Annotated in this window: 11 protein-coding genes and 1 pseudogene; all 12 read right to left on the reverse strand. The window is 37.3% G+C overall.

Annotated elements, in window-relative coordinates:
* Window positions 1-75: 75 nt before the first annotated feature.
* On the reverse strand, window positions 76-765 hold the full coding sequence (locus tag F777_RS0102565; protein WP_026750673.1) for a PP2C family protein-serine/threonine phosphatase: 690 nt from the start codon (window positions 763-765) through the stop codon (window positions 76-78).
* Window positions 765-6,215, reverse strand: coding sequence for a methylation-associated defense system ATP-binding protein MAD8 (locus tag F777_RS0102570; protein ID WP_026750674.1), 5,451 nt, complete (start codon window positions 6,213-6,215; stop codon window positions 765-767). Before F777_RS0102570 ends, F777_RS0102565 begins: the two co-directional genes overlap by 1 nt.
* A gap of 3 nt (window positions 6,216-6,218) precedes the next feature.
* Window positions 6,219-7,778, reverse strand: a complete 1,560-nt coding sequence (locus tag F777_RS0102575; RefSeq protein ID WP_026750675.1) for a methylation-associated defense system protein MAD7 — start codon at window positions 7,776-7,778, stop codon at window positions 6,219-6,221.
* Between the two features lie 2 nt (window positions 7,779-7,780).
* A complete protein-coding gene (locus F777_RS0102580) occupies window positions 7,781-11,893 on the reverse strand; it encodes a methylation-associated defense system protein kinase MAD6 (RefSeq protein ID WP_026750676.1) in 4,113 nt (1,370 codons plus the stop codon).
* Entirely contained in the window at window positions 11,881-13,257 is a 1,377-nt protein-coding gene (locus F777_RS0102585; RefSeq protein ID WP_026750677.1) for a restriction endonuclease subunit S, read from the reverse strand. The genes F777_RS0102580 and F777_RS0102585 overlap by 13 nt, the downstream gene beginning before the upstream one ends.
* Window positions 13,254-15,284, reverse strand: coding sequence for a methylation-associated defense system DNA methyltransferase MAD2 (locus tag F777_RS0102590; RefSeq protein ID WP_037369059.1), 2,031 nt, complete (start codon window positions 15,282-15,284; stop codon window positions 13,254-13,256). The genes F777_RS0102585 and F777_RS0102590 overlap by 4 nt, the downstream gene beginning before the upstream one ends.
* Window positions 15,281-16,006, reverse strand: a complete 726-nt coding sequence (locus F777_RS0102595) for a DUF6577 family protein (protein ID WP_026750679.1) — start codon at window positions 16,004-16,006, stop codon at window positions 15,281-15,283. Before F777_RS0102595 ends, F777_RS0102590 begins: the two co-directional genes overlap by 4 nt.
* A gap of 497 nt (window positions 16,007-16,503) precedes the next feature.
* Window positions 16,504-17,564: pseudogene (locus tag F777_RS15470) on the reverse strand (IS3 family transposase); the annotation flags it as partial.
* A 275-nt stretch (window positions 17,565-17,839) separates the two neighbouring features.
* Entirely contained in the window at window positions 17,840-19,540 is a 1,701-nt protein-coding gene (locus F777_RS0102610) for a hypothetical protein (protein WP_026750681.1), read from the reverse strand.
* Between the two features lie 216 nt (window positions 19,541-19,756).
* Window positions 19,757-20,359, reverse strand: a complete 603-nt coding sequence (locus F777_RS0102615; protein ID WP_152530839.1) for a hypothetical protein — start codon at window positions 20,357-20,359, stop codon at window positions 19,757-19,759.
* A 184-nt stretch (window positions 20,360-20,543) separates the two neighbouring features.
* Window positions 20,544-21,779, reverse strand: a complete 1,236-nt coding sequence (locus tag F777_RS0102620; protein WP_026750683.1) for a HEPN domain-containing protein — start codon at window positions 21,777-21,779, stop codon at window positions 20,544-20,546.
* 189 nt (window positions 21,780-21,968) lie between these two features.
* Window positions 21,969-22,799 carry a hypothetical protein gene (locus F777_RS0102625; protein ID WP_152530840.1) on the reverse strand — a complete coding sequence of 277 codons (831 nt, stop codon included), beginning with the start codon at window positions 22,797-22,799 and terminating at the stop codon, window positions 21,969-21,971.
* Window positions 22,800-22,964 lie beyond the last annotated feature (165 nt).

Raw genomic sequence — 22,964 nt, forward strand, 5'->3', positions numbered from 1 at the left:
TTACTTTGATTCTTCATAATTTCCATTTAAATTAACATTGTTGCTAATTAATAAATGGTCGTTAAATTGGGAAGATTATAAAATATTTTCGATTAAGTGGTATGAGCAATCATCCAATAATTTTTTATTATTAACAAGACTTAATAAATCACTATTTGAAATAGGTGTATCTATACTATATAAAATATCATTATATGGAAATCCGTCAGAGCAGATAAGTATCTGATCATTACCTTTTTCAGGTATTATTTGATGAAATTCAGCAATTGGATTTACGGGGTCACCTGTTATCGATCTAGTTACTATATGACGGTTTGAAGCAATTAATTCAGGATCAATTAATAATCCGCGATCTATTAATTCGTTTACTAAAGTGTGAGATTTCGACTCAAAATTTATCTGTTTGTTTTTAATGTAGATAATTCTTATATCTCCTACCCAAAAGCAAATAACTTTTTCACCTTCGATATATATCCCTCCAAGAGTGGCGCCTGATTTTTTACCGGTTCGACTACTTAATTGGCGTAAAGCCAAATTAGATTTATTAATTCCAATTTGGAGAATATTTTGATCAACGTGTTTCTGTGAAGAGACAAGAGCTAAAATGTTTTCAGCTACCAATCTTGCTGCTATATCACCATTACAATACCCCCCCATTCCATCAGCGATGAGACATATGAATCTCTTGTTTCCTAGATCCTGATAAAGTAAATAGTCCTCATTTAGAGGCTTGCGTCCTTTTATTGTATGGCTCCAAACTTTCATTAATGACCAATAGCTTGAATTGTTCCTCCTCCGTGTTTGGTTACTCGAGGTCTGGTTGAAATTTTAACGGGCTTCACAGTTACTGCTTTGTCAGTGGCTTTGGATGACCAAAGAAAACCCTCGCCTGGCATTAATGCACTCATGTCAACGGGAGTTAATACACTAAGTTGAGTAACAGACTTCTGAATGTGCTTTAGCCATTGAGGACTGTTGAATTTGTGCAATAGGACGATACTGCTCAGCTCAATTATTTCGTTAGGAAGGCTAGGTGGATCCTGGCTTGCAATCATTATGCTTACTCCCTTGTGGCGCATTTCTCTTATAGCAGTTACTATGTTTCCTGTGAGGTCTTTGTTGTCCATGTATTTATGTGCCTCATCAAATACAATAAACTTATTAAAATGCACACCATTCCAGTTTTTGACTCCGGAAAAAATATTTAGCATAATCACAAACAATCCAAGTGCTTCGTCCTTTACAATAAATTCATCACGAAGGTCTACGATTATTAGACGACCAGGCTTCAACTGATCTCTTAGATACACACTATCATCTATGTACTCCCTGGCAAAACTCAGCTTTTGTTTGGCCAAAGCTTTCTGACTATTTGATAGTAGTTCCGAAATCTCTACACTGAGCCCAATTTGACCCAATGATAAGTTATTCCTTTGATCCTTCATAATGGCTTTCAACTGTTTTATATAGGTCGAATCATTGCCGATAGCTCCTAGCAAGAACATCCAGTCTTGCACATTCAGTTCTTTTGAATTGAAAGCAATGGGAAAAATATCAATAGATGGGTATTCCGCCTTTCTTGCCTCAACTTTATCCTTTGGGGTAAGCAAAACCACATCTTCAATTCGACCTGGCTCTGCTCCAAATTCTTGCTTCAGCTTTCGTAATTCCGCTTCTTTGTCATTGGGGTAAATCATTGAAGTAAACTCTGGCTCATAATCCATGCTTTCGCTGTAGTGAAATATGACACATGCCAGCGGAGCTTGTATCTTATTGACTTTATTAAATGGTTTTAGAACCATTTCTGTCACTGTTCCAATAGTATAGCTTTTGCCGCCACCCTGAACGCCAAAAAGACTTATTGTGTTGGTTTCGCTAAGATCTACAGCTATTGATTTTCCTGTGACGGTTTTGCCGAGGATTCCGAACTGGGGACTATCTCCATTTTTACCAATCATTACATCATATTCAGGTACCTCATGTTCAATTATATTCGCAGGTGCGATGGGTGGCACATCAATTGGCTTATTTGAATTATCAATAATACCACCTTCGTCCTCTTCATCCTTTTGCTGACGGTTCTTATCTGCTAATGGTGAAATTGGCTTGTCGTTAGTAGAGATGTCTGGGACCTTGTAATCTGTGTTTTTTGTTGTGTCTCCTGACTTTGTATTTTCTGAATCTGAAGGTATACTAGTCTTTTTACTTTCGATTTTGAATTGCTGAATAAACGCTCTGAGCTTCTGGTTAATACCTACTGCTTCGCTCAGTTCGTCGTCCAGTATTTTCTCCTCTAAGCGCCTTGTATTGAGGTCAGAATCAGGATCAAGAATATCCCTGATCACACGTTCACCAAAGGTGAAAAATGTACAATCTGTATCTATTGATTCTTTAAGGTGCCTTTTAGGGAATCCGAGTTCAAAAATGAGCCCTAGCTGCTGAAACTTAAATGTGAATCCTTCATCCAATTTTTGCAAAAAGTCATTATATGCTCCATAAGCTTTATCTGACAGGTACTCATACCGCGATGCCCGATCTAAGTAGAATGAAAGTAGTGATTTTAGTTCCTTGTTCTTAATTTCCCGGTCAAGACGATCAAATGAAAGATGATACTCAGGGTCGTAATGAGACCTAATAGCTTCAATGGTATTCAAAATCTGTTGCCGCATCTTTAGCTTGATTTCTGACCTTTCAGACTCCGTCAGCGCTTTGCGACATTTTACTTCAATTACAGTTACAGAGATTTGTCGTTTTTCACAATCAATAGAAACTAGCAGATTATCAGCCCTGCTTTTTGTTTCTGTCGGCAGATCATTAAACAAGTCCTGATGGAGATCAATTGGGATCAGAAAGCTATCCTGCAATAGACCTTTCTTTTCGAGCACCCGTTTGGTAAATGCAGAGCCAATTACTTCGAACGCCTTATTCTTTGTTGAATTGAGTTGTAGGATAAGAGAACTGCTGACTGCCCTTAAATCTTCTAGTAATTGATGTATTGTACGACTATCTGACTCATTGTCGATATTAAGGCCAAATTCCTGAAAATGTGGACCGAGCAAAGCCAAAACTTCAGACGTTGGCCTTGTCGTTAAAAAGGAAGAGATACCAGATACTTCATCACCAGGAATGTAATCTAACAAGAATGGAATGGAGTTATCTTTTGAAGGAATATCAAACACTTCTGGCCCCAAGTTTCTATCATAAGTGATTACCCAATCAGAATGATTGTGCAGATGAGCCAATAATACTTTATCCAGTGCATTAAGTGTAATCTGAGTTGATGGTAAGGAATCAGATGGCCTAGAAGCCAGAGTGCCGGCCGTGAATGACTGCAAGCAGTCAAATAACAGCCCTGCTGCATTTGATAATTCATTTTTCCAACTAGAAAGATTGGAAGCTAAAATATAGCGATTCCATTTCGTCTCATCGTTTGCAGTGGATACATTTAGTGTCGAATCTGTAATGAGTCCATTTAGAAAGAAGCAGCGTGATGGCTGGTTGGGTTTGAAAAGTTCTACTCGAACTGGGAAAGGGCTAATGAAGAAGCTTATATGAGAAGTGAAGAGATGAGGCTGGCGTATATACTCTTCAATCATGTTTATTGAAAAGCGAAGCTTTGGGAAAAGGCGGTTATCAGAGGGCTGTGCAAATGATTCTGCTTCATCGCGAATATTCGATTCCGGATTAAGAAGGTTCTTCAATCCTTCGCCATGTTCAATAATTCTATCAGGCCCTCTAAAAATTCGTACTTCATATTTGACGTTTTCGAAATCAGATTCAGATTCAAGTTCCACAAATGCATCTGCGAAGATGAATGCATCACCTGCATTAAATATATTTAGAACCAATTTGTCAGTGTAAGGGTGTTGTGCCCTATAATTCTTGATTTGCCGGACAACCAACTTTAAGTTCACATCATTATCTACAAAGTTTTCCCTGGTTACATTAAGTAGTAGACGAAAATATTGAGTCAATTGCCGATCTATCGAAGTGCTGTTTATTGAGGAATTATCAATCGGCGAAGCCAAATAAATACCCCAGCTTTGCATTAATTCGCCTGCATAGTGGTAATTCTTTAGGCTGTTCGGTTCCACTATAACTAAAGGGTTATTTTCAGGATATAATTCTCCTTCAAAAAGGTCTGTCAATCCTTTGAACCAATCCTTCTGATAGCCTGGAAATTCGATCGTTTTTAATTCCCACTCATTATATACATCAATGAGCTGTATAAACCAACTTAACCTTAGTGGATGAATTGGCGATAATAGTAAGGCTTCTATCGGGGTTCCGTCTGGCAAGTTTGTCTTGAGCTTTATTAAGTCACTGAATTGAAGTTCAGCAAGAAAACGCTGTAACTCTTCTCGCTCTTCATTAGATATTAGCTTATCTCCCAACTTGGAATTTAATTGGGCTACCCAAGAACTCCACGAAAGAATATAGGCTTCAATCTGATTTCTCAGGTTAACGAGATTGGTAGTTTCAACTATACCATTGCCTGCAATATTTGACTGAAGAATACTTTTGAAAAGTTGCTGACGAAGTAAAATAATTTCAGTATCTACGATGCTATTCAAGACACTAGGGCGAAATGATGATGAGGGAAATGCAATTTCACTGGGATTCATACTAACCTCACAGACAACAGTACCGATTTGATTTGCGTGATTCAAGAATATCCACTCCAATTCGCGAAGCTTAGAAGGAATATTCACCTGATAATTATGCCGAGTATTATATGCAATATGGAAAGTGGCTAATTGTTTTGGCTTTGGAGCATCATGCCATACGTTAGAGTCTTCTGTAGGTACAGGTGATTGTAAGCGAATACCTTTTCGAAGGTCTTCAATCCTAAACTTGAAATAGGCTTCAGTTACATTGTGAATCTTGTCTTTTCGAATATTATCCAGTAGTTCTTCACCTTCTTCTACCTGAAAATGGAAGTCATCGGAATCACAAGTCAGTTTAAAGTCAAAGCTTGATTTAGGCAAATCAGGATTTTCTGCTTTTTGACGCTCCCATTCCATTTGTATAGATGCCTCTTTAAATTCATCATCTGCATTCAAAACATTTCCATGCTCATCTTCTGCATAAACTTTGAAAAAATATGAACCTTCTTCAACAACATTAGGATGTAGCTCTACAGAAGCCTCTCGGTATGACCGTCCTGAGGTTGTGTTTTTTATTTTCTTCAATACAATAACCTCCTCACCAGCACCGCCGGTTACCCTCATCAGGATAATTCGAAAAGATCGCAGTTCGGGGATTTCCGTTGGATTGGGATGGGTGTTGAACTTAATCTTGACTTTGGAAGCTCTCAATGAATTAGCGTGCAGCACTTTGGTGCCCTCTTCCAATTTGAAATCAGTGCTTGATACTTCCGTTGTAAATAGTTTTATGCGCTTTGTATCTAATTCAGGAATAGGCCAATTACAAAAATTAAGCTCCGAATAATTCTCCAAGATCTCTTGGAACAATTGGCTAGCATTTCTAACTCCACTTTCAGCCTTAAGAAAGTTAACTATTGATGGCTGGATTGAATTGGGCTCGATAGGCATCTCAGAAATTCGGTCATAGGTTGGCTTATTGAAAGTTGCCATTAGGCTCGAACAATGCATATTAAAATTCAAACGTGCTTTCGTTTGTAATTCTATTGCAAACAGTTTGCTATCTGGAATTAGCCCAAAGAAGTAGAGATTGTTGCCAATACTTTCAGGGGTAAATCCCTGCTTTTTAATTTCCAAGAGGTATTTTATGGCTTTACTTAAAGCATTTGCCTGCTTTTCAAATGACTTTAGAATGAAAACAACATTTGAATACCATTCTTCAGGCACTTGGCTAAGCATTTTGTTTTTCAAACGAGCCTCAATGTCATCTAGTGATAAGTCTTTGAAAGTATTATTTCCATAAGAATCCTCGGCAGCTGTGCGGCTGGAAGCAGGAATCAGTATAAGCAAAGGTTTTTCTTCCTTATTACGCAATTCAATAAGCTTGCTTGCTGAAATATGATTGCTACTTGATTGATCATCTGAAATGATAAAGCTGTCTATGAGAGGATAAGTTTTTCTTACCATTTCAAGAATGTAGTTTAACTCAGCTTCACCAAACCCTGTTATTTTCATGCAGTGGCCAGGCTTTGCATTCGCCAGCTCTACACTATTGAGTTCGAGTAGCAAATCAATTATCTCCTGAAAGTATAGGGAAATGGAAGTATTCATCAATTAGGCATTTAAGATATAACGAGGTCTAACTTTTTGAAGGATGTATGCGTCACTTAATTCTGTATAGAAGCCAATCTGGCGCAACTTTGATTTAAATGCGGTGAGATTTTCTCTAAAGGCCTGTTTAGTATAGACGTTGGAGTCAGCAAATCTGGAATCATCATTGCCATTTATTATGAGACCATACCTTTCGCGAAGCTCCTGAGTAAGTTCTTCTATCGATAGGCTTGTTGTATAATATTTGTTACCATCGTTTCTTAATACAAGAATTTGTACCAACGCCTCTAATAAACGTGTGCCCAACACAAAGCGGCGTGGATGCTTCCTGCTTCTTCCTTGTGCGAGGATCCCTCTTTCTGTATTTTTCTGTGAAAGGGCATCAAGAAGTTGTACATGGTAAGAATATAAATAGCCAGTTCTGGCTTTCATAATAGCTTCAATGTATTTGTCGAAGTGCTTAGTTTCATATTTAGCAATCTCCTCTAACAAATTTCTGTCGTCATCATTCAAGTTTTGCACGATAGCATCCCAAAGCATATTAAAGTAAAGATCAAAGTGGTCATCTCTGTTGGAAAGAATTTCTAACGCCTTGGCTAAATGATCAGAATTAGTTTTGTTTAAAGCCAGACGTCTCAATGCTGCATTAATTTGGAATGTTGCTTTAATGTAATCATAAATGGAATTACTCATAATTTCCACGTCGGCTGCAGCAAGAGATGCAACCTTACTATCCACGTTATCAGTCAAGTCCACCACAATTGACCACTGAGAGTCAACTTCGATAGTGCCAGCTTTAATCATTTTTGGTAGAAGCTGAATAAGCTTTTGGAGATAGATTGAAAGATGGAATGACGTTATGGTCTTCAAATAATCAATCATCACGTTGCGCGGTATAATTCGCTTATAAACAAGTAGTTTCCTGATGTCTTCACAGAAAAGCTTAGCTTGTTTTTCAAGAATTGGTTTTATGCTATTCAAACCAGTGCTACTTGTAATAAAGCCGGCACCAACATTCTTAATTAATTGCAGCAGGCCAAGGCTGTCCACATCGAGAGAGTCATATGTGTTTATCTGTCCTGTAACCTTGTCCCAGCCTTCTGAAAGAAACGATATGAGCTCATCTCTGATAGCAGGTTCAGCACCCAACATCAGAAAAACCTGATCTGCATTGTTATAGTCACGGGTAGTTGTGGCATTACGAAGTCGGTAAGATTCTAAATGAATTGGACGCAGCGAGGATATTTTTTCTTTGTCTGAATTACCCCTGTAAACCATGTTCACCAAGTTACTTCTTATCCAGAGCTCTGTACCTAATGGGTTATCTCTAAAGCCGGAAACTGCATCGCTCAATTCTAGCCTTCTGAATATCTCTTTGATGGTTTCGACCTCAATTATTGCATTGTCGCCAGAGCGGGCACGCTGTTTGGGACGTACTCCATTATGGCGCAACAGCATAAATAAATTGACAAGGGTATTGTCAATGTTCACCTGCTTTGCATCGCCTGCAAAAATCAGTTCGTTGCGGAAAACGCTCTCTTCTTTATTAAGCTTTATAGGCATGATTATAGGTTCATTGGTTCAAGGTGAAGTTTGTTATTGGGTTGAACTGAAATCTTGAAGTACTGAATATTGTCTCTGGTAACAACCACCTCTTTGTAGCTCAAATTCTCTAAAAGATTTTTGAAAATGATCAGTTCAATGAATTTGCCGCGGATATCATTTAAAGATGGGCTGAAACCCTTTTGTATGAAATACAACATTTCATATAGGTCCAATGATATAGTTAGCTTGATGTGCTTTTGCGCTGTATGTCTGAAGACCAGGCTATCAGGGAAGTACTCCAAATACTTAGTTAGGTGGTCGGTTTTAGTTACATATAGCTCAAATTGATCTAAAGCAAAAAGGCGGAATGATTTACTGATGGGGTCTTTGATCTCCGTTGAACCTAGGGTTAGATACTTACTATCGATAGCAATGTTGTCGCAGCCTTCATTGAGTGAAATAGCACGAGAAATAGACCGTTTGGTTAGATCGTCTTCATCTCCTGTTTTCAACAGATCAACAAAGGTGAAAAGCGATTGATATGGAATACGTCTTAAGAAGGAAGGCATTTGGACATTTCCTAATTCTGTGTCTATTAGTTCTGCTCTTCCTTCGTAGTATTGATGTCGTATGAAAGCTTTATGAATTCGCTGTAGTCTTGAAACAGATTCTGACGTTTGCTCGTGAGCCGGACTTAGGCTTTTGTTTTGGTTAAATTGGTCGAGTAAATTCAAGTCTCTTTCTGCAAACTCCAAATAGTCTTTTGATTTGTGTTTACCAAAAAACAATTCTCTGTCAAGGTGCGGGATCGCTACACTGCCGATGTCCGTTTCTCTCAAGAGCTTTATTAATCTGTCTTGATTTCCTCCATCTACGGCAGCCGGATCAGAAATATTGAAGTAGTAATGGCTCCAAATCGCTATTGGATCTCCATTTTGCATCAGTGCATCAACGTCTTTACAGCTGTAATCACGTGTTAGCATGAAAGCTATAAAAGACCTCAAATCACGCATGGTGATGTGCAGTTCCCGCTTGAGACTTACTGCTCGTAGCAGCCACTCCATTCTTGCGGTTACTTCATCCCCTGAAGCAGAGTCATTAAGCGACTCAACATTGTAGCGGATGAAGCATTGCGATTTAATGGGACACTGTTGGCATTTTTGCCACAATGACTTTTCTGTAAGTGCTTTTACCTGTTTTCTGAAAAGACTAGGATTATCTGCTTCTCCTGCCACTACAGAACGAAGATTCAAGTTGATAATCAATAAACCCTCTGGCAAAAGAGAGTGACCTTCCTGATAGAAATACTCTTCGATAGCATTGGCCATATTTTTAAAATGGACAGATGTGTTTAGGAACTCGATGAGTCGCCCTTCGTTAATGGCAATGAGCCTGCCTTCATTAGCCTTATTGTAGTTGGTTAAGCCAACAAATGGCGTAAAAAAGTCTTCTAGTACATCATTATTGAATTTGTCATTTTCATCTTGTGATCCATCGTAATTGCTTTCAAATAAAACACCGTTTATTTCGAATCGAGCTCCATTTTTATGAGCAAAACGGGAGAGGTTTTTTATAGAGTTGTCTTCTTCAATTCGTTTTATAAAAGCTGTTTTCCCATCACCTGCATTTCCTGTAATGATCACCAATTTGTACTGTCCATCCAAGATAGCAGGGATAAGGTTGGTATCAAGTTTGGTTTGTGTGTAGGTAAGCCGGTCAAGTTCTTTGGTTTCGTGACTGGCTCGTGTACCAGCATTACCATGCTTTGATTGGCTGTATAAAGAGTTGAGGTACTCAACTATATCAAAATCTAAATTACGAACAGCTGACCTTGCTATAGGTACATTGGTAATTGGTCGTAAAATACCATCCTTACCAATGGCTTCTAGCGCATTCAACATTTCAGCAGCATCCTTAAACCTGATATTTGGATTTGTAGAAATGGTCTTTTGAATGAAGGCTTCAAATGCCGGCGATACTGTATTTACCCATTTACTAAGTGGCTCAGGGTCCTTGCTGACTCTGGGAAAGCGATCTGGCGCCCAAGGATACTGTTTGGCTATGAGTTCATAAAGTGTAATGCCGAGTGCAAACAAATCAGCGGATTTATCCCAATGCACTTTGGAATCTTCAATCAGGTCTGGGGCCAGGTAGGGGTTGGTACCTACGAAGTCTTTGTTATCTGCTACCAGTGAGGCTACATTGAAATCAATGAGTACAAACTTTTCCTGTTTATCCCACATGATGTTCTGTGGTTTTATATCCCGGTGCAAGATTGGGCTTTCCTGATGTTGCATCTCCCGAAGGGCGGAAAGGATATCATGCGCCACATCATATACCCTGACAATGGGCAGCCTAGCATCTGTGCGGGTATAAACACTTAGGTTTTCACCCTCGAGGTATTCCGTAACCGTATAGAATTGTCCACTGGGAACTGTTCCGTTCCAGATGAACTTTACAATATTTGGGTGGTTGAGATCACGCAAAGCATTATATTCATCAGTAACACTTGCACGATTAACGCTTTCATGAAATAACTTCAAAGCATAGTCTTTGCCCTGCAGGGTATGCCTCACTTTGAAAACCTCTGAATAACCACCCTTACCAAGGCGTTGATAAATGGTATAATCACCAACCCGATCACCTTCTTTTATTTCTTCAGAAATTGTTGAAGAAGAATTGGACGGTTGTTTAGCTCTTTGGCCTATCGGTTGTGAGTCGTTATCTTTCAGTTTTTGATTGAGGAATGCTTCCAGTTCATCAACTTTATCCCATCTGTCCTCCCGCTCGACTACTATTGTTTTATTGCAAAGGTCATCTAGCCATTTAGGAAGATTGCCATTGATGGCTGAAGGGAGCAAGTCGGGCGTTAGTTTGCCGCCCATCTTATCTAAAGCAAATGGTGAACGGACTGGTTCCTGCCCGGTGAACAACCAATAGATGAGAATGCCAAGAGAATAAATGTCAGATGACCGGGAAGCATCCCCAACAGTAAGCTCCAGCGGATGATACGCTGTGGCATTGGTTTCATTTAAAGTGGCCATTACCGTATACCCTTGCTGGTTATGATCGGTAAAGTATGCCTTACCAAAATTGCCAAGAAATGAATAGCCGCCACTTACATAAATGTTATCAGGGTTGATATCTCGGTGAAAGATGTTTTCCTTGTGTGCTTCTCGTAATGCGGCAATGATGTTTTTGACAAAGCCAATTTTTTCATTGAATGTGAAGGTACGGCTTCGGGCTTCTGCTCTTAAGGAGTTTTCATCCAGAAAGTCAGATATTTCGTAAAAGACATGATTTTCTTCGTCGATCTTAAACTCAACATTCAAAATGAACGGTTTTGCCTTTATCTTATTCAAGGCCTTATATTGGTTTGTAATTATGTCTTGACGTTTCTGAAGTTCTGGCAGGGACAGACCACTTACTTGCAGGGCATATTCTTTTACCCTTTTTCGAATGGTTGAGGTAACGCCCTTGGGTTTGACTAAATATTCAGTAAAGTTTTGCTCCTGCTGCAAGATATCCAATATTTCATAGCCTTCTACTTCCCTCTTTTCCTCTGGTTTTTTCTTAGAATGGCTGCCAATGATAAACTGAACCAACTGTTGCTGAATACTCTTTATAGAATTTTCCGTCTGCCCTACCGAAAGTGGATCTGTGATATAATCAATGAGCGCTTGTTTCAACTCAAAAGAAAGCTTTGCGGCTTCATCGAAAATGTCAGGTGCATAGCTATTGGGATAGGAAAGCGTAAGGAGATTTTGAATCCACGCTTTAGACCATGCAGGATTATACTCTTTTATCTTGGAAGCGAGAATGGCAGTTTTAATACGACCCAGCTTGAGTGGATTTTGCTTCTGTTTGTCGTTCACATACCAATAGGTATCGCCCCCTTCAATACGACCACGCCAATCTTTGTTCTCAATATTGTATAAGGCATGTGGCGCCACTATCACCAAATCGTACTCCCAATATTGTGTCTTGCTATTTCTTGGATTGGTGGAAGCAATCTCCAAGTTGGGTAGCAAGAAATAATCATCCGGAAGGTTCACTTCCAGAAAATCAAGTAACCGCTTCTCGCCAGCATTTACAACCGAGTCGAAAAAAGGAGGTGTAATTATTCTTGCCATGTTTCAATATGCTTTTCGACCAATGAAATTGCCTTCTGTTCTAATTTAAATGCCTCGTAATTTTTGCTTTTATAAAGGATAACCCTTTCACATATTGACTCTTTCAAATCCGTATCTGGAATGAGTACTGGAATCAAATCGACATGAAAAGGTTCAACCCTTTCAATTACAGAGCCATACTTTAATGATTGAATATAATCTTGCATTATTGGTGTTTGCAGATATGCGAACAAGTAATAGATCGGCAAATTGCTTGATTTCTCTTCAATTCGGATGATATCCTGCGATCCAATTGCTTTCATTTCTTCAAATTCTTTGCTAATCAACTTAAGATCACCAATAGTACCTGCACAAGTGAACAATATTTGATCTTCCTTTAATTGTAATTCATCCAAAAAGGGAGTTTTATTTTTGGAGAGATACTCACATGAGCCAAACGGATTTAATTTGTTCAGCTCACTTCCTTTTATATATGGCAGACCCGAAGTACTTAAAACCTTTATTCTTTTAAAAATCCCTGGCCGAGTTACTTGAAAACCACATTCCCTAATTGTTTGAAATGGTATTCCACTCAATTGAAGTTTCTTTTGTTGAATTACAGCAGGATTAACAAACGTTGGAGAATCTATACGTTGTTGATAATTGTGAAAAATCTCTTTGATGGATGACTTGCCTGTCATAGTTTTCTTTGACTGTTCATAATACGGAAGTTTCTTATTAAGTAATACTATTGCTTCTTTCAATAATTTATTTGCATCTACTCTTAATTTAGAGACTTCCACAATGAGATCGTGTATTTGTTGCTGTTTGGATTCCTGAAGTATTGGAATTAGGGTTTTTTTAATTTCTGGTGCTTCAATGTAACGCACCACAGAGCCTGAAGCATTCTTGTTTAATTGTGACTTGCCGTATTTAGAAGACAAAAATGCATACAAATAGCCATATGGAAAACCAGCATTTGCTTGTATCCTGCATACATTGTTTGCATAACTAATTCCGGCACTTAGCTCATTTACCAATCTTGTATTTCCAATAGTTCCAAATCCTGTTACTAGTATTTGATTTTCTGCAACAACCGAACCGACACTGATTGCTTGTCGTTTATTGACATAAACATTACTGCCTTCTAAGATATTAGAAACATCGCTACTCTGGCAATAAGGAAGTGCGTTTTCTGTTTTTTGACAAAACTGTCTTTTGAAAATTGGGGGATTCCAGACATTTGCAATAGTATTCAATTGAACACACTTATCTCTGTTTTCCTCTAGCAGCAAGCTATTCAGGGCGTCCTCATTAAGATAGTAACCTCCGTTTAATCGAATATCCTTTTGTATGTATTTAAATCTTATTCCTTGGGCAATCATATACTTCTATTTAGGAATTGATAATAGGCATAAGTAATCTTCGGCAAATCGTCATCCAGTTGCTTTAATTTCTCACGCCTTGTTTTCACTTCAGCCTCTGCATGTCTTTTTTGAACTAGGTATTGCGTTTCTGTGTCAAAAAGTATTTCTGCACCATCCTCATCCCGCTGGTAAATAGGGTTGCCCCTTCTGTCTTTTCCTAGTTTCTCAGCAATAGCCATGAATACATCATAATCTTCCTCTCCATCAGCAGCCAATTGCTTTTCCAATTCAGATTTTTTCTGTAAGAAAAGTAGAGAAGCCTGGACGCCTACCTGAGGGAGGAATGCTTCAACAGCAAGATCAACCGAAGCAAGTATTTTAAATCGTTCCAGAATCCACTCGCGTACAGGCAGTGTATTGGGGTTCCCCAAAATACCATCAGGTAAAACAATAGCTAGGCGACCGCCATCTTTTAAAAGGTCGTAGCAGGCCTCAATAAACAATATTTCTGGTGCGGTGCTGTATTGTGATAGCTGATACCGGTTCGCAATTTCCGGTTCCACTTTCACTTTTGCCCCAAATGGTGGGTTTGTAAATATGAGGTCGAATTTTCCACGGGCATCATCCATTAAGCCACTATTATAATCATCAAGGAAGTTTATACTTTTTTCTAGGGCTTCTTTGATCTTTGCTATCTCTTCCGGATGTTCCCAATTAGGATAGGCCAAAGAATTCACATGAAAGATGTTGGCATGGCCATCACCCGCCATCACCATGTTCATGCGGGCAGCTTTCTTTAGGTCTGGGTCGAAGTCGAATCCAAAAATGGAATGTTCGGCATATTGCTTTACCCGTTCATTTACCTCAAAAGAATTGAACTTTTCAGCCAACAGGGCCCCATCCAAATTCGGGAAAAGCTGTTTTGTTATTTTCTTGCGAACATGATCAAGCACCATCACTAAAAAACCGCCCGAACCACATGCGGGATCCAGCACCCGGTGGTGTTCTTCCGGATCCATCATTTCTACCATTGCCCTTATGATGTTGCGGGGGGTAAAGAACTGTCCAGCTTCCTGCTTAAGCGTATTGCTCACAATGGTTTCATAAGCAAGGCCTTTTACATCTACAGAAGCATCGAGGAAAGAATACCGAGATAATTCACCCGCTATGTAGGCAAGGCCTTTGTCAGTAAGGCCAATTGATTCGTTTCCTTCAAATACTTCGGAGAATATTTCGTCTGTTTTCAGTTCTTCAAAGAGGCCTTTAATGCGTTTGGCCACTTCTTTACGGCCTTCATCGGTATTCTGTTCTTTGATACCTACCCAAAACTTACGGCGGTAGCTTTCACCTTTTTCAGCACAAATAAACCGGCGTTTCTCATCGTAGAGTTTACAGAATATGAGATTCAGTAATTGCCAGAATGCATCTTTCTTTCTGCCTTCATTTCCATAGATATAATCGTGGCAACGTTTGAACACTTTGATCATGGAATCATTTGCGGGCCGACGACTGTTAGAACGGTCGGCACGGTCGAGGTCTTCCAGTGTTTCACCATCGCCCGGAAAATCAGATATATCCGTAAAGACATAATCAAAACCTACTGCATCCGATTCGCGGTGCAAAAAGTGATTCATGGAGCCGTTGGTCCAAATGCCAAATTCACAGTTGTCCAATGCGCCCATTGTATTTTCCAAAGTTGCTACAATTCCTTTCTTCTTATCGTTCTCTTTGGTTTTGTCATCAAGCACAATACAGGCACGGATGATATTCTCCTGATAGTGTTCTGCCCCCTTAGTAAATACTACCAGGTCTACCTTCTGCTTTTTGGTTTTGTTGGTATCTGGGTCTGTGTACTCAATTTTGAAGTCACGCTCCATATCTGTCAAGTCAAAGCCATACTCTTCATTGAGCATGCGAATCACCGACTGCAGGTTTTCTTCCTGTGGCTTGGCTGTTTTGATTACATTGGTGAGTAGACAAAGCAGCTGTTTGTCTTCCAATAAAATGTCTTCCGATTGTTCAATCTCTAATGCCGCTGTACTCATATACTATGCTTTTTTAGCAGTTGTTCAATTTCATTCCGCTTGTCGCGACGGCCGGCAAAGCGGAGCAGTTTGGAAGTATTAACGTTGTATTGCTTTAGTGCGTTGCTGAAAATGGCATCAATGTCGTAGCCAAGTGGCTTGAAGTATTTGTCATAATACAAGAAAACATTTACCAGCAAACTTTCTAATGTCAGGATTGAATAATCACTTTGGCTAAGCCGCGGCGTTTCAGAAACTTGTGGTATTAGAATAATTGCATCCTGCACAGGTAAGATGTATCGTGCAATGGTTTCTTTGTCGGGGTTGGCAAAAATCTTCTTACTGAATTGTTGAGCATTGGCAAATATTTCATCCAACTCAGGACGATCTACTTCTATGAACAGCCAGTTAACAGAAGAACTACTGAGGCTCAATACATCCAACATTGATGTATCCCAAATCGTTGGTAGATTGGTACAAAATTCCTTAATACGGATAACTGCTCTTTTAGACTTTTGAGAAAGCTCAGGTTTAAATATTGGCTTAAATTGGAAGGAGTATTGACCTCTTCCAACTTGATAAATTAAACTATCTTTTTTTAACTGGCTTAGCTTCCAAGACAAGGTACTGTCGGTAGCCGAACGAAATTGCTTGCGTAGTTCCAACATGATATCTTTTGTTGAAATCCTATTTTGATTTGGCCACCTTTCCTTTAAGTATGTAGCTAGTTTTTGATTATTCATGACTGCTATATTAAATGTAGCAACTAGTTTTCAAACAAACAAAACTTTGGCAGAAAATATAAAAGTTTGCCGATACTGAGAACAAGCTTTATTGCTTTCTATTTTGAGAAAGCATAAAAAGTATAAACTTTTGCATTTTATAAATATGAACTGTTTATATTATTAGCGAAGCCAAAGTAATATATAGTAGAATAGACTCCCTTTTGCTGTATTATCGGTCTGGGTAAAATCCCCTCTTTTGCTTTAAAAAGGGTATGTATTATTTGCGGTTTGTGCTTGTTTTTTATTTTATTGTTTTCAGTACATCTTTATTATCCTTATACGCAAGTGTGTTTTAGGCTCCATTTTTTTGTCTGTCACTATAGGTGGTCATGAAGGCTCCCCATTTTGAGTACTTGTTAAAAGTATAATTTTTTCTTTTATTGCTAATGGGCTGATTGTAGCGTAGGCGAAGCCGAAGCGAAAAGAAGCCCATTAGACTGGTTTTGTTTTTCTCGGTATACCCTTGGTGGTAAACCTCCAAGTGCATCATGTGGTCGATGGTTATTGTAATCATCTATCCATGCATCCGAAATTTCTCTTACTTGGTTTAGGTTATCAAATGAATAGGCATCCAATACATGGCCACGGAAGCTTCTATTGAATCTTTCAACGTAGGCGTTCTGTGATGGCTTACCTGGTTGAATATAGTGGAACTCAATTTCATTGGCCTTACTCCACGATTGGGTTAGCCTAGATATAAACTCTGGTCCATTATCCATTCTGATCTTTTGTGGTTTACCAAAGCGGTTTATTAAATGGCGAAGCACCCATATAACTCTGCTGCTTTTTAAAGAATAATCAATCTCGATGAATAGCACTTCACGGTTAAAATCATCTATTACATTAAACGATCTGAATTTGGTTCCATTACTAAGCACGTCGGTCATAAAATCTATGCTCCAGGTTTGTGTAAAGTGTTCTGGTACTTCAAGTGTTTGTTTTTCCCGTGGGGGTAATCTTTTCTTAACCTTGCGCCTTAAGGGAAGTTTTAAATCCTTGTAAATACGATGTAGTCGCTTGTGATTCACAACTACACCTTGGTTTCTTAAACGATGATAATACTTCCAAAAGCCCTCTATTGGTTGGTCTATAGCTAATCCCTCTAGATGCTTGATGATGGTGCTATCATCTTTAATAGACTTATAATGCAAACTGCTTCTGCTTATTCTTAGTACCCGACACGCCTTGCCGATGTCTTTTGGACGCTCATCTTTTAGTTCCTCAATGATTCTTCGTTTTTCGCAAGGCTTTAAAGCTTTTTTTCGATGATATACTTTGCCGTATCTAACTCCATAGCCAAGTTGGCATACATCCGTTTTAAACGAGCATTTTCTTCCTCTAGCTCTTTAATACGTTTGAGCTCACTGGCTTCCATACCACCATAACGTTCCCGCCATTTATAAAATGTGGCTTTACTAACTCCATACTCCCGATGGATCTCCTCGGCTGATTTTCCTTGCTCAAACTCCTTTAAAATGTTGGCAATCTGTGTGTGACTGAACTGACTCTTTCTCATGGTTTACGATTTAAATTTATAAACTTTTTGTCTACAAATTAACCGTACTCTTTTTGGGGGAGCTTACCGTCAGCCTGACATGAAACGATATTTGGTTTGAACTTAGCCTAAACGTTTGGGTGCTTGTCGCGGTTGTGGATTTTAGAGCGCAAAACTTTCATTTTAACACAAATGTTGATGAAAGGTATAATGTTCAATTAACCACTTCCTTATTCAGTGAGCCAAACGCTTATTATCAACTACGATTTTATTAACCTATATACTTTTGTTTTATTTTATTTAGCGGTAAAAATGTTTCTGACATGTTTTTGAAATGAAGATGACGAACCTAAAATTTCAGGCACATAAGTATTCATATAAAAACGAGAAAATACCTCAAAAGGTGTCAATGCATAATTAACGTCTTTGATGTGTTCTAAATAAGCATTAAGCACTTTGTAAAGGTCTAAATACTTTTGATTGAAGTAGTCTTCGTGTATTTCAAAATAGTTCAAATTTATGAATATTACATCTTTTACAATAACGTGTTTGAGGTTTAGGTTCTCAATTTCTTTTACAAATTTTTCCTTGAAGTATTTGTTTACTCCTTCAATGCCAAATGTGGAGTCTGTATAAACAATGACAGGATATATTTCCAAATTATTTTTTGGAATAGAGCCGTCAAATAAAATTGAGTTGTCGTTAATGTCCTTAATAGCGTTTAGCAACTGTGTTACACCTTTGGGTTTATTAGATTGATTTGCTAAAAACTTTTTTTCGAGTTCCGCAAACAATTTTTCTTTGTCAGAGCCATTTTTTATGGAAGCGCTTAATAAAACATCTTTAAATTCTATCAAACAAATTTTGTTGGCTTCTCTCAAATACACATCGCACAACTCTTCTTTTTTAGAGTTTATACAATCGTCACCATAAAAACGTATAAAATGAGGAAAACATGTATCTAAAACAGTTGGTAAATATATTCCTTCAGTAAAATTTTTTCCTTTTTCAGAAAGGAACTCTGACTTAATACTTCTACTTTTTAGAAAAGAGTTAAAAGAAAATATTTGTGCTTTATAGAATTGGTCAAGTAAGAAGTTTACGTTTAATATGAAAAATTGAAATTGGTTTAATTTGAATAGAAACTTGTTTCTCAACGTTCCAAAACTTTCATCATCTTCATAGCTTTCAATTTCTGTATTTATACAAAGTGTTTCAATGAATGCTAAATCAATTTCATTAGCTATACTATATTCTTGTAGATTAGCTAATTGGTTTCGTTTTTCTAAATCTTTTCCAATGTTAATTTCTGAAAAAAGAACCATTAAGTTTTTAAACAATCTCAAATACCCATTTACATTTTTTGATTTATAGTATTCTAGAACTAGTTCTTTGTATTTAGGGTCGTTTTCTAAATACTTAAAGAAGGCAATTCCTCTAGTTACTTGATTACTAAAATCTAATGATGAAACATAGTCTTTTTGGTAGATGAGGTTTGGCATTGTTACATCTTCTATTTTGTTCTCCTTTTCTGCTTTTTTAATTGTTTCTTCCTCTATTTGAATTTTACTGTTAGCTATTCCGTTAATTATAAGATAAGTGTCAAAAACCACTTTTGCTTCTTCGCCAGTCAAATCTCGTGATGGCTCATTGTTAAAAACTTTGAAAATTAATCCGTAAAACAACAAGTTAGAGTAATTCCAAAACATCATTGGCGTAAACCCTTTTTCTGATTGTTTATTTACCTCAGAAACCCATTTCTGTTGAATATGTTTACCGCACTTGTCTAACAAACTACTAACAAGCATAAATTGAATTTTGCCAGTATTCTCATCATTATCATATAGGTAAAGATTTACAGCGAACCCCGAAAGATAATTCAGTAATGTAACAGAAGGAATGTTCCGAATTAGTTCTATTGCGTCTTCTAAGGTCTTATCAGCTCCATAATATTCTTTGTAGTCAAGTAATAAATGTATTCTTACTCTTGTGTCCATTTAGTTCCTTTAGTATTTAATTCGGTGTTGTATTAAGTTTGCTAATAACATCCCAAATATTAAGCTGATTAGATAATCTTTGTTACTACTGCCGGCCTAGCCACTATAGACTCAATTAGTTAATTCCAAATTACTGAAGTTCATTTTAAACAAGAAAGCTGATGGACCCTTATTGAAATTTCAACTGGCGTAAAGCTATTTCTGAGCCGAATACAGCTATATTATAGTAAGATTCTTTTTAACCATTAAGGACAACGCATTTTTTAATGCTTGTTTACCATCTTCCCATGTTTTAAATTGACTTCTGTAATGCTTTACCATATTTAAAAATTTCCTGCCAGAATGTAGAGTTTGACCCTCATTCTTGGAGAAACTATAGTGTAATACAATTGCATCAATGACTTTCTCAAGAGTAGCACCATTGGCGACTAAATTTTTATTATTGGAATGCATTCGCAAGCTGATTTCAAAGTAAGCCAACTTACAATAAGTGAAGTCGGAAATATCAGTGTCGATTATTTCACCATAAAAATCTATGCAGTTTTCATAGAATATCTTTAATGAGGCGCCCGCTTTAAGAAGACCTGCAAAATCAAAATCATCTTGATTGTTTTTGTCATCAACATATACATCCCCATTTCTATATGTAACCATAAAGGGTAAAGGACCTTTTATTAGGCTTATAAACTCGAAATAGTTTCCATGCCGTATAGCTGAAAATTCTGTTTTAAACTTTGAAATTATTTTACCCGATTTTATTACTTTAAGCATATAACCTACAGCTGCTTCAATAATCAATATTTCATTTTTCATTTCCAAAGAAGAAGTTTGCGGCTATCGTTTAAGCATTGGCGATGTGCAGTATTCTATATTCCTTCTGCCCGATAAAGTTGCAGATTAAAAACATAAAAGCTTATTGTTTATTCTGTTACTAGGCGGTATTCGTCTGGCAAAAATGACACTGATTAGCAAACAAAAAGCTGAGAATACATTTGACGAGCCCCTATTCTGTAGCTCCATATTTTAATTTAATAAGGTAGTCGCATAATGACTTTTTGGATTGAAAGTTTTTATACGGCTCTGTAGTTATTATTTTTCTAATAATCATATGACAAATAATTTGTGCTGTGTGTAATGACAAATTAGATATTTTACTTTTCCCGCTATGAGTTATTGAAGATCTGATTTTGTATAGCTCTTTTATGTTTTCAGCATACGAGACTCTCTCCTCAAATGATTTTCCAAGTAAATATGCTATCATATCACATAGCTGGCTCACAATTGAGGGCACTATTAACTTTCCTTCATCATATTGTAATAATGCTTCAATAGAAATAATGTATTGAAGTAAAGCTTTTGAGTCATCGGATTCTATAACTGCTTTACCGTACCATTCAATTGAATCCATTATTTTTTGTTGTAGGTCGTTTTTATTTGTAGTGATCCAATTCCAAATGTAGGCATTTCCGTTTTCAGGGTCTTGAAATATTGGGTCATCAATATGTACGGTTTCAAAATGTTCTAAAGTAATACCCGATATGGTAACTTTTTCAATACTCAGTAAGAAGGTTTCAAATTTTTTGAACTGTGAGTAATCAAGTACTCCAATTCTTTTGGTTTTATGAAAAGTTGACATAACAAAATTAGCAACATTCTCGAAGCTAGAAAATGCTCTATGAGCCAACTCTTGACATTTTACAATGTCTCTCGCTTTTACCTCTACTCCTATCTTGTAATTACCATCAAAATTCACATGTTTGTCCGTTAGGTTTTTAACTTTTGGATATTCTTTTTCAAGACGCGTTTTGATTTGATCAGGGTGGTAAATTGTAAAGTCGCCAAAAGATATTGCTTCTTGGTTCATGGTAATGCCATAAATAGGTGCAAATACCTTAACCGTTTCAACAGGCTGACTATTTAACTTACTCTTGAAGTTTTCCCAGTCTGTTTTTTTTATATCACTTTTTTCCTTATTCAAACTTCTCAATAAATCAGCAATTTTGTTTTGGAAAGTCTTAAAGGAATAATTAATAGATATTTCGACGTCAGAATTGTAGAGATAAGTAGTAATATTTTCAAACTCTCTTACATTTTTAACTGCAATGAAAGAAACAGAATCTTCATCAAACCCAAATATTCTAACAAATGCTCCCTTGCCTAAGTCCATGAACTGATGTTTCCCAAAAACAGCGATTGTTCTTAAGTGATTAAGTTTTTGCGAAATGTCTTTGTTACTCATCTAAAATAAAGATTTAGATCAAAATGAAAAGTGCTTCATAAGGCTTGCAGGTAACGTATTAGATATTACCGAAGGTAGGGGGCTGGAATTCCTAATCTGAATAAAGATAAGTTGTTTACAGTTTATTTGTCAGCAGAATTGTATTGCCTCAGCCCTGATTTTGGCAATAATTGGCAATGCACTAGCTCATTACCAAGTTGGGTCTGCATCTTTATTTCTCTCACGAATAAAACCAGTTGGTGGAAAATCAGGTGCTTTTAAAATTTCATCATCATCTTGAACGCCCAAAATGAATGATGTCTTCTTTGTTTTAGTATACCTGTATGTAATTATTAAAGGTAAAAAAGTATACGCGAGAAAAGAAATCCCGGCAGAAATTGCAAGTGCTTTTTGAACTGATTTAATGTCTTTAATGCCAACGATTAATAGACCTGAAATTGAACATAATAAAAAGATTAATAGCGAAATCCAAAAAGCTTTTCGTCTTCTTTTCGGAAACGGAATATGTTTTGCATGTTCAACTTTTCCGGCACCGACTATGGAACCAGTAACTTTCACACTCCAACTTGTTTTTCCTGTATGGAAAATTTGAATAGAACATCCCTCTTGGTAATCAATGTGGTCAAAATCTATCTCTACTTCTCCGTCATTAAAATATATTCGATAGTTATTGGATTCGTTAATCGAAAAAAGCAACTTAGCGCTAAGAATCTGATACCCTTCTTCAGGTTTTATTTTTATTTTATCATTGTTTGGAACGTCAGAATGTAAAATGGTTTCCTTTCCTCCATTCCAAAATGCAATTCTGCTTTCGGAGAAATTTTTTATCTCCTTGTCTTCATAAAGAACTTTTAGGTTTTGAATATCTGTTCCAATATTGGTAATGATTCCTTGGGTCATTATCGTGTAAAAGGGCTTCTTTTCCCGAATCCCTTTATTAAAAAAGTAGTAGGTAAAATATAGGCTCAAAATTGCTATAATCAATCCAACGATACCCACCAACAAGTTAGAGTCAATCAAATGAATAATGTTTTAGGAGTTAAAAATCTCTGAATCACACATTGGAGCCAATGTTAGGGTATTAATGCTGTCAGTTAAAATTAGTTAATAGCTCATCACTAGCAAGGAGACCACTCTCGGCACCGAACAGCAAAGCCTCCTGAGTCCCAGACATAGAAGTCTTAG

The organism is Sediminibacterium sp. C3 (assembly GCF_000508085.1).
Lineage (GTDB): Bacteria > Bacteroidota > Bacteroidia > Chitinophagales > Chitinophagaceae > Sediminibacterium.

Coding starts and splice junctions, on each gene's coding strand:
- F777_RS0102565 (WP_026750673.1), bottom strand. CDS start 765: ATGAAAGTTTGGAGCCATACAATAAAAGGACGCAAGCCTCTAAATGAG.
- F777_RS0102575 (WP_026750675.1), bottom strand. CDS start 7,778: ATGCCTATAAAGCTTAATAAAGAAGAGAGCGTTTTCCGCAACGAACTG.
- F777_RS0102590 (WP_037369059.1), bottom strand. CDS start 15,284: ATGAGTACAGCGGCATTAGAGATTGAACAATCGGAAGACATTTTATTG.
- F777_RS0102595 (WP_026750679.1), bottom strand. CDS start 16,006: ATGAATAATCAAAAACTAGCTACATACTTAAAGGAAAGGTGGCCAAAT.
- F777_RS0102585 (WP_026750677.1), bottom strand. CDS start 13,257: ATGATTGCCCAAGGAATAAGATTTAAATACATACAAAAGGATATTCGA.
- F777_RS0102610 (WP_026750681.1), bottom strand. CDS start 19,540: ATGGACACAAGAGTAAGAATACATTTATTACTTGACTACAAAGAATAT.
- F777_RS0102580 (WP_026750676.1), bottom strand. CDS start 11,893: ATGGCAAGAATAATTACACCTCCTTTTTTCGACTCGGTTGTAAATGCT.
- F777_RS0102620 (WP_026750683.1), bottom strand. CDS start 21,779: ATGAGTAACAAAGACATTTCGCAAAAACTTAATCACTTAAGAACAATC.
- F777_RS0102570 (WP_026750674.1), bottom strand. CDS start 6,215: ATGAATACTTCCATTTCCCTATACTTTCAGGAGATAATTGATTTGCTA.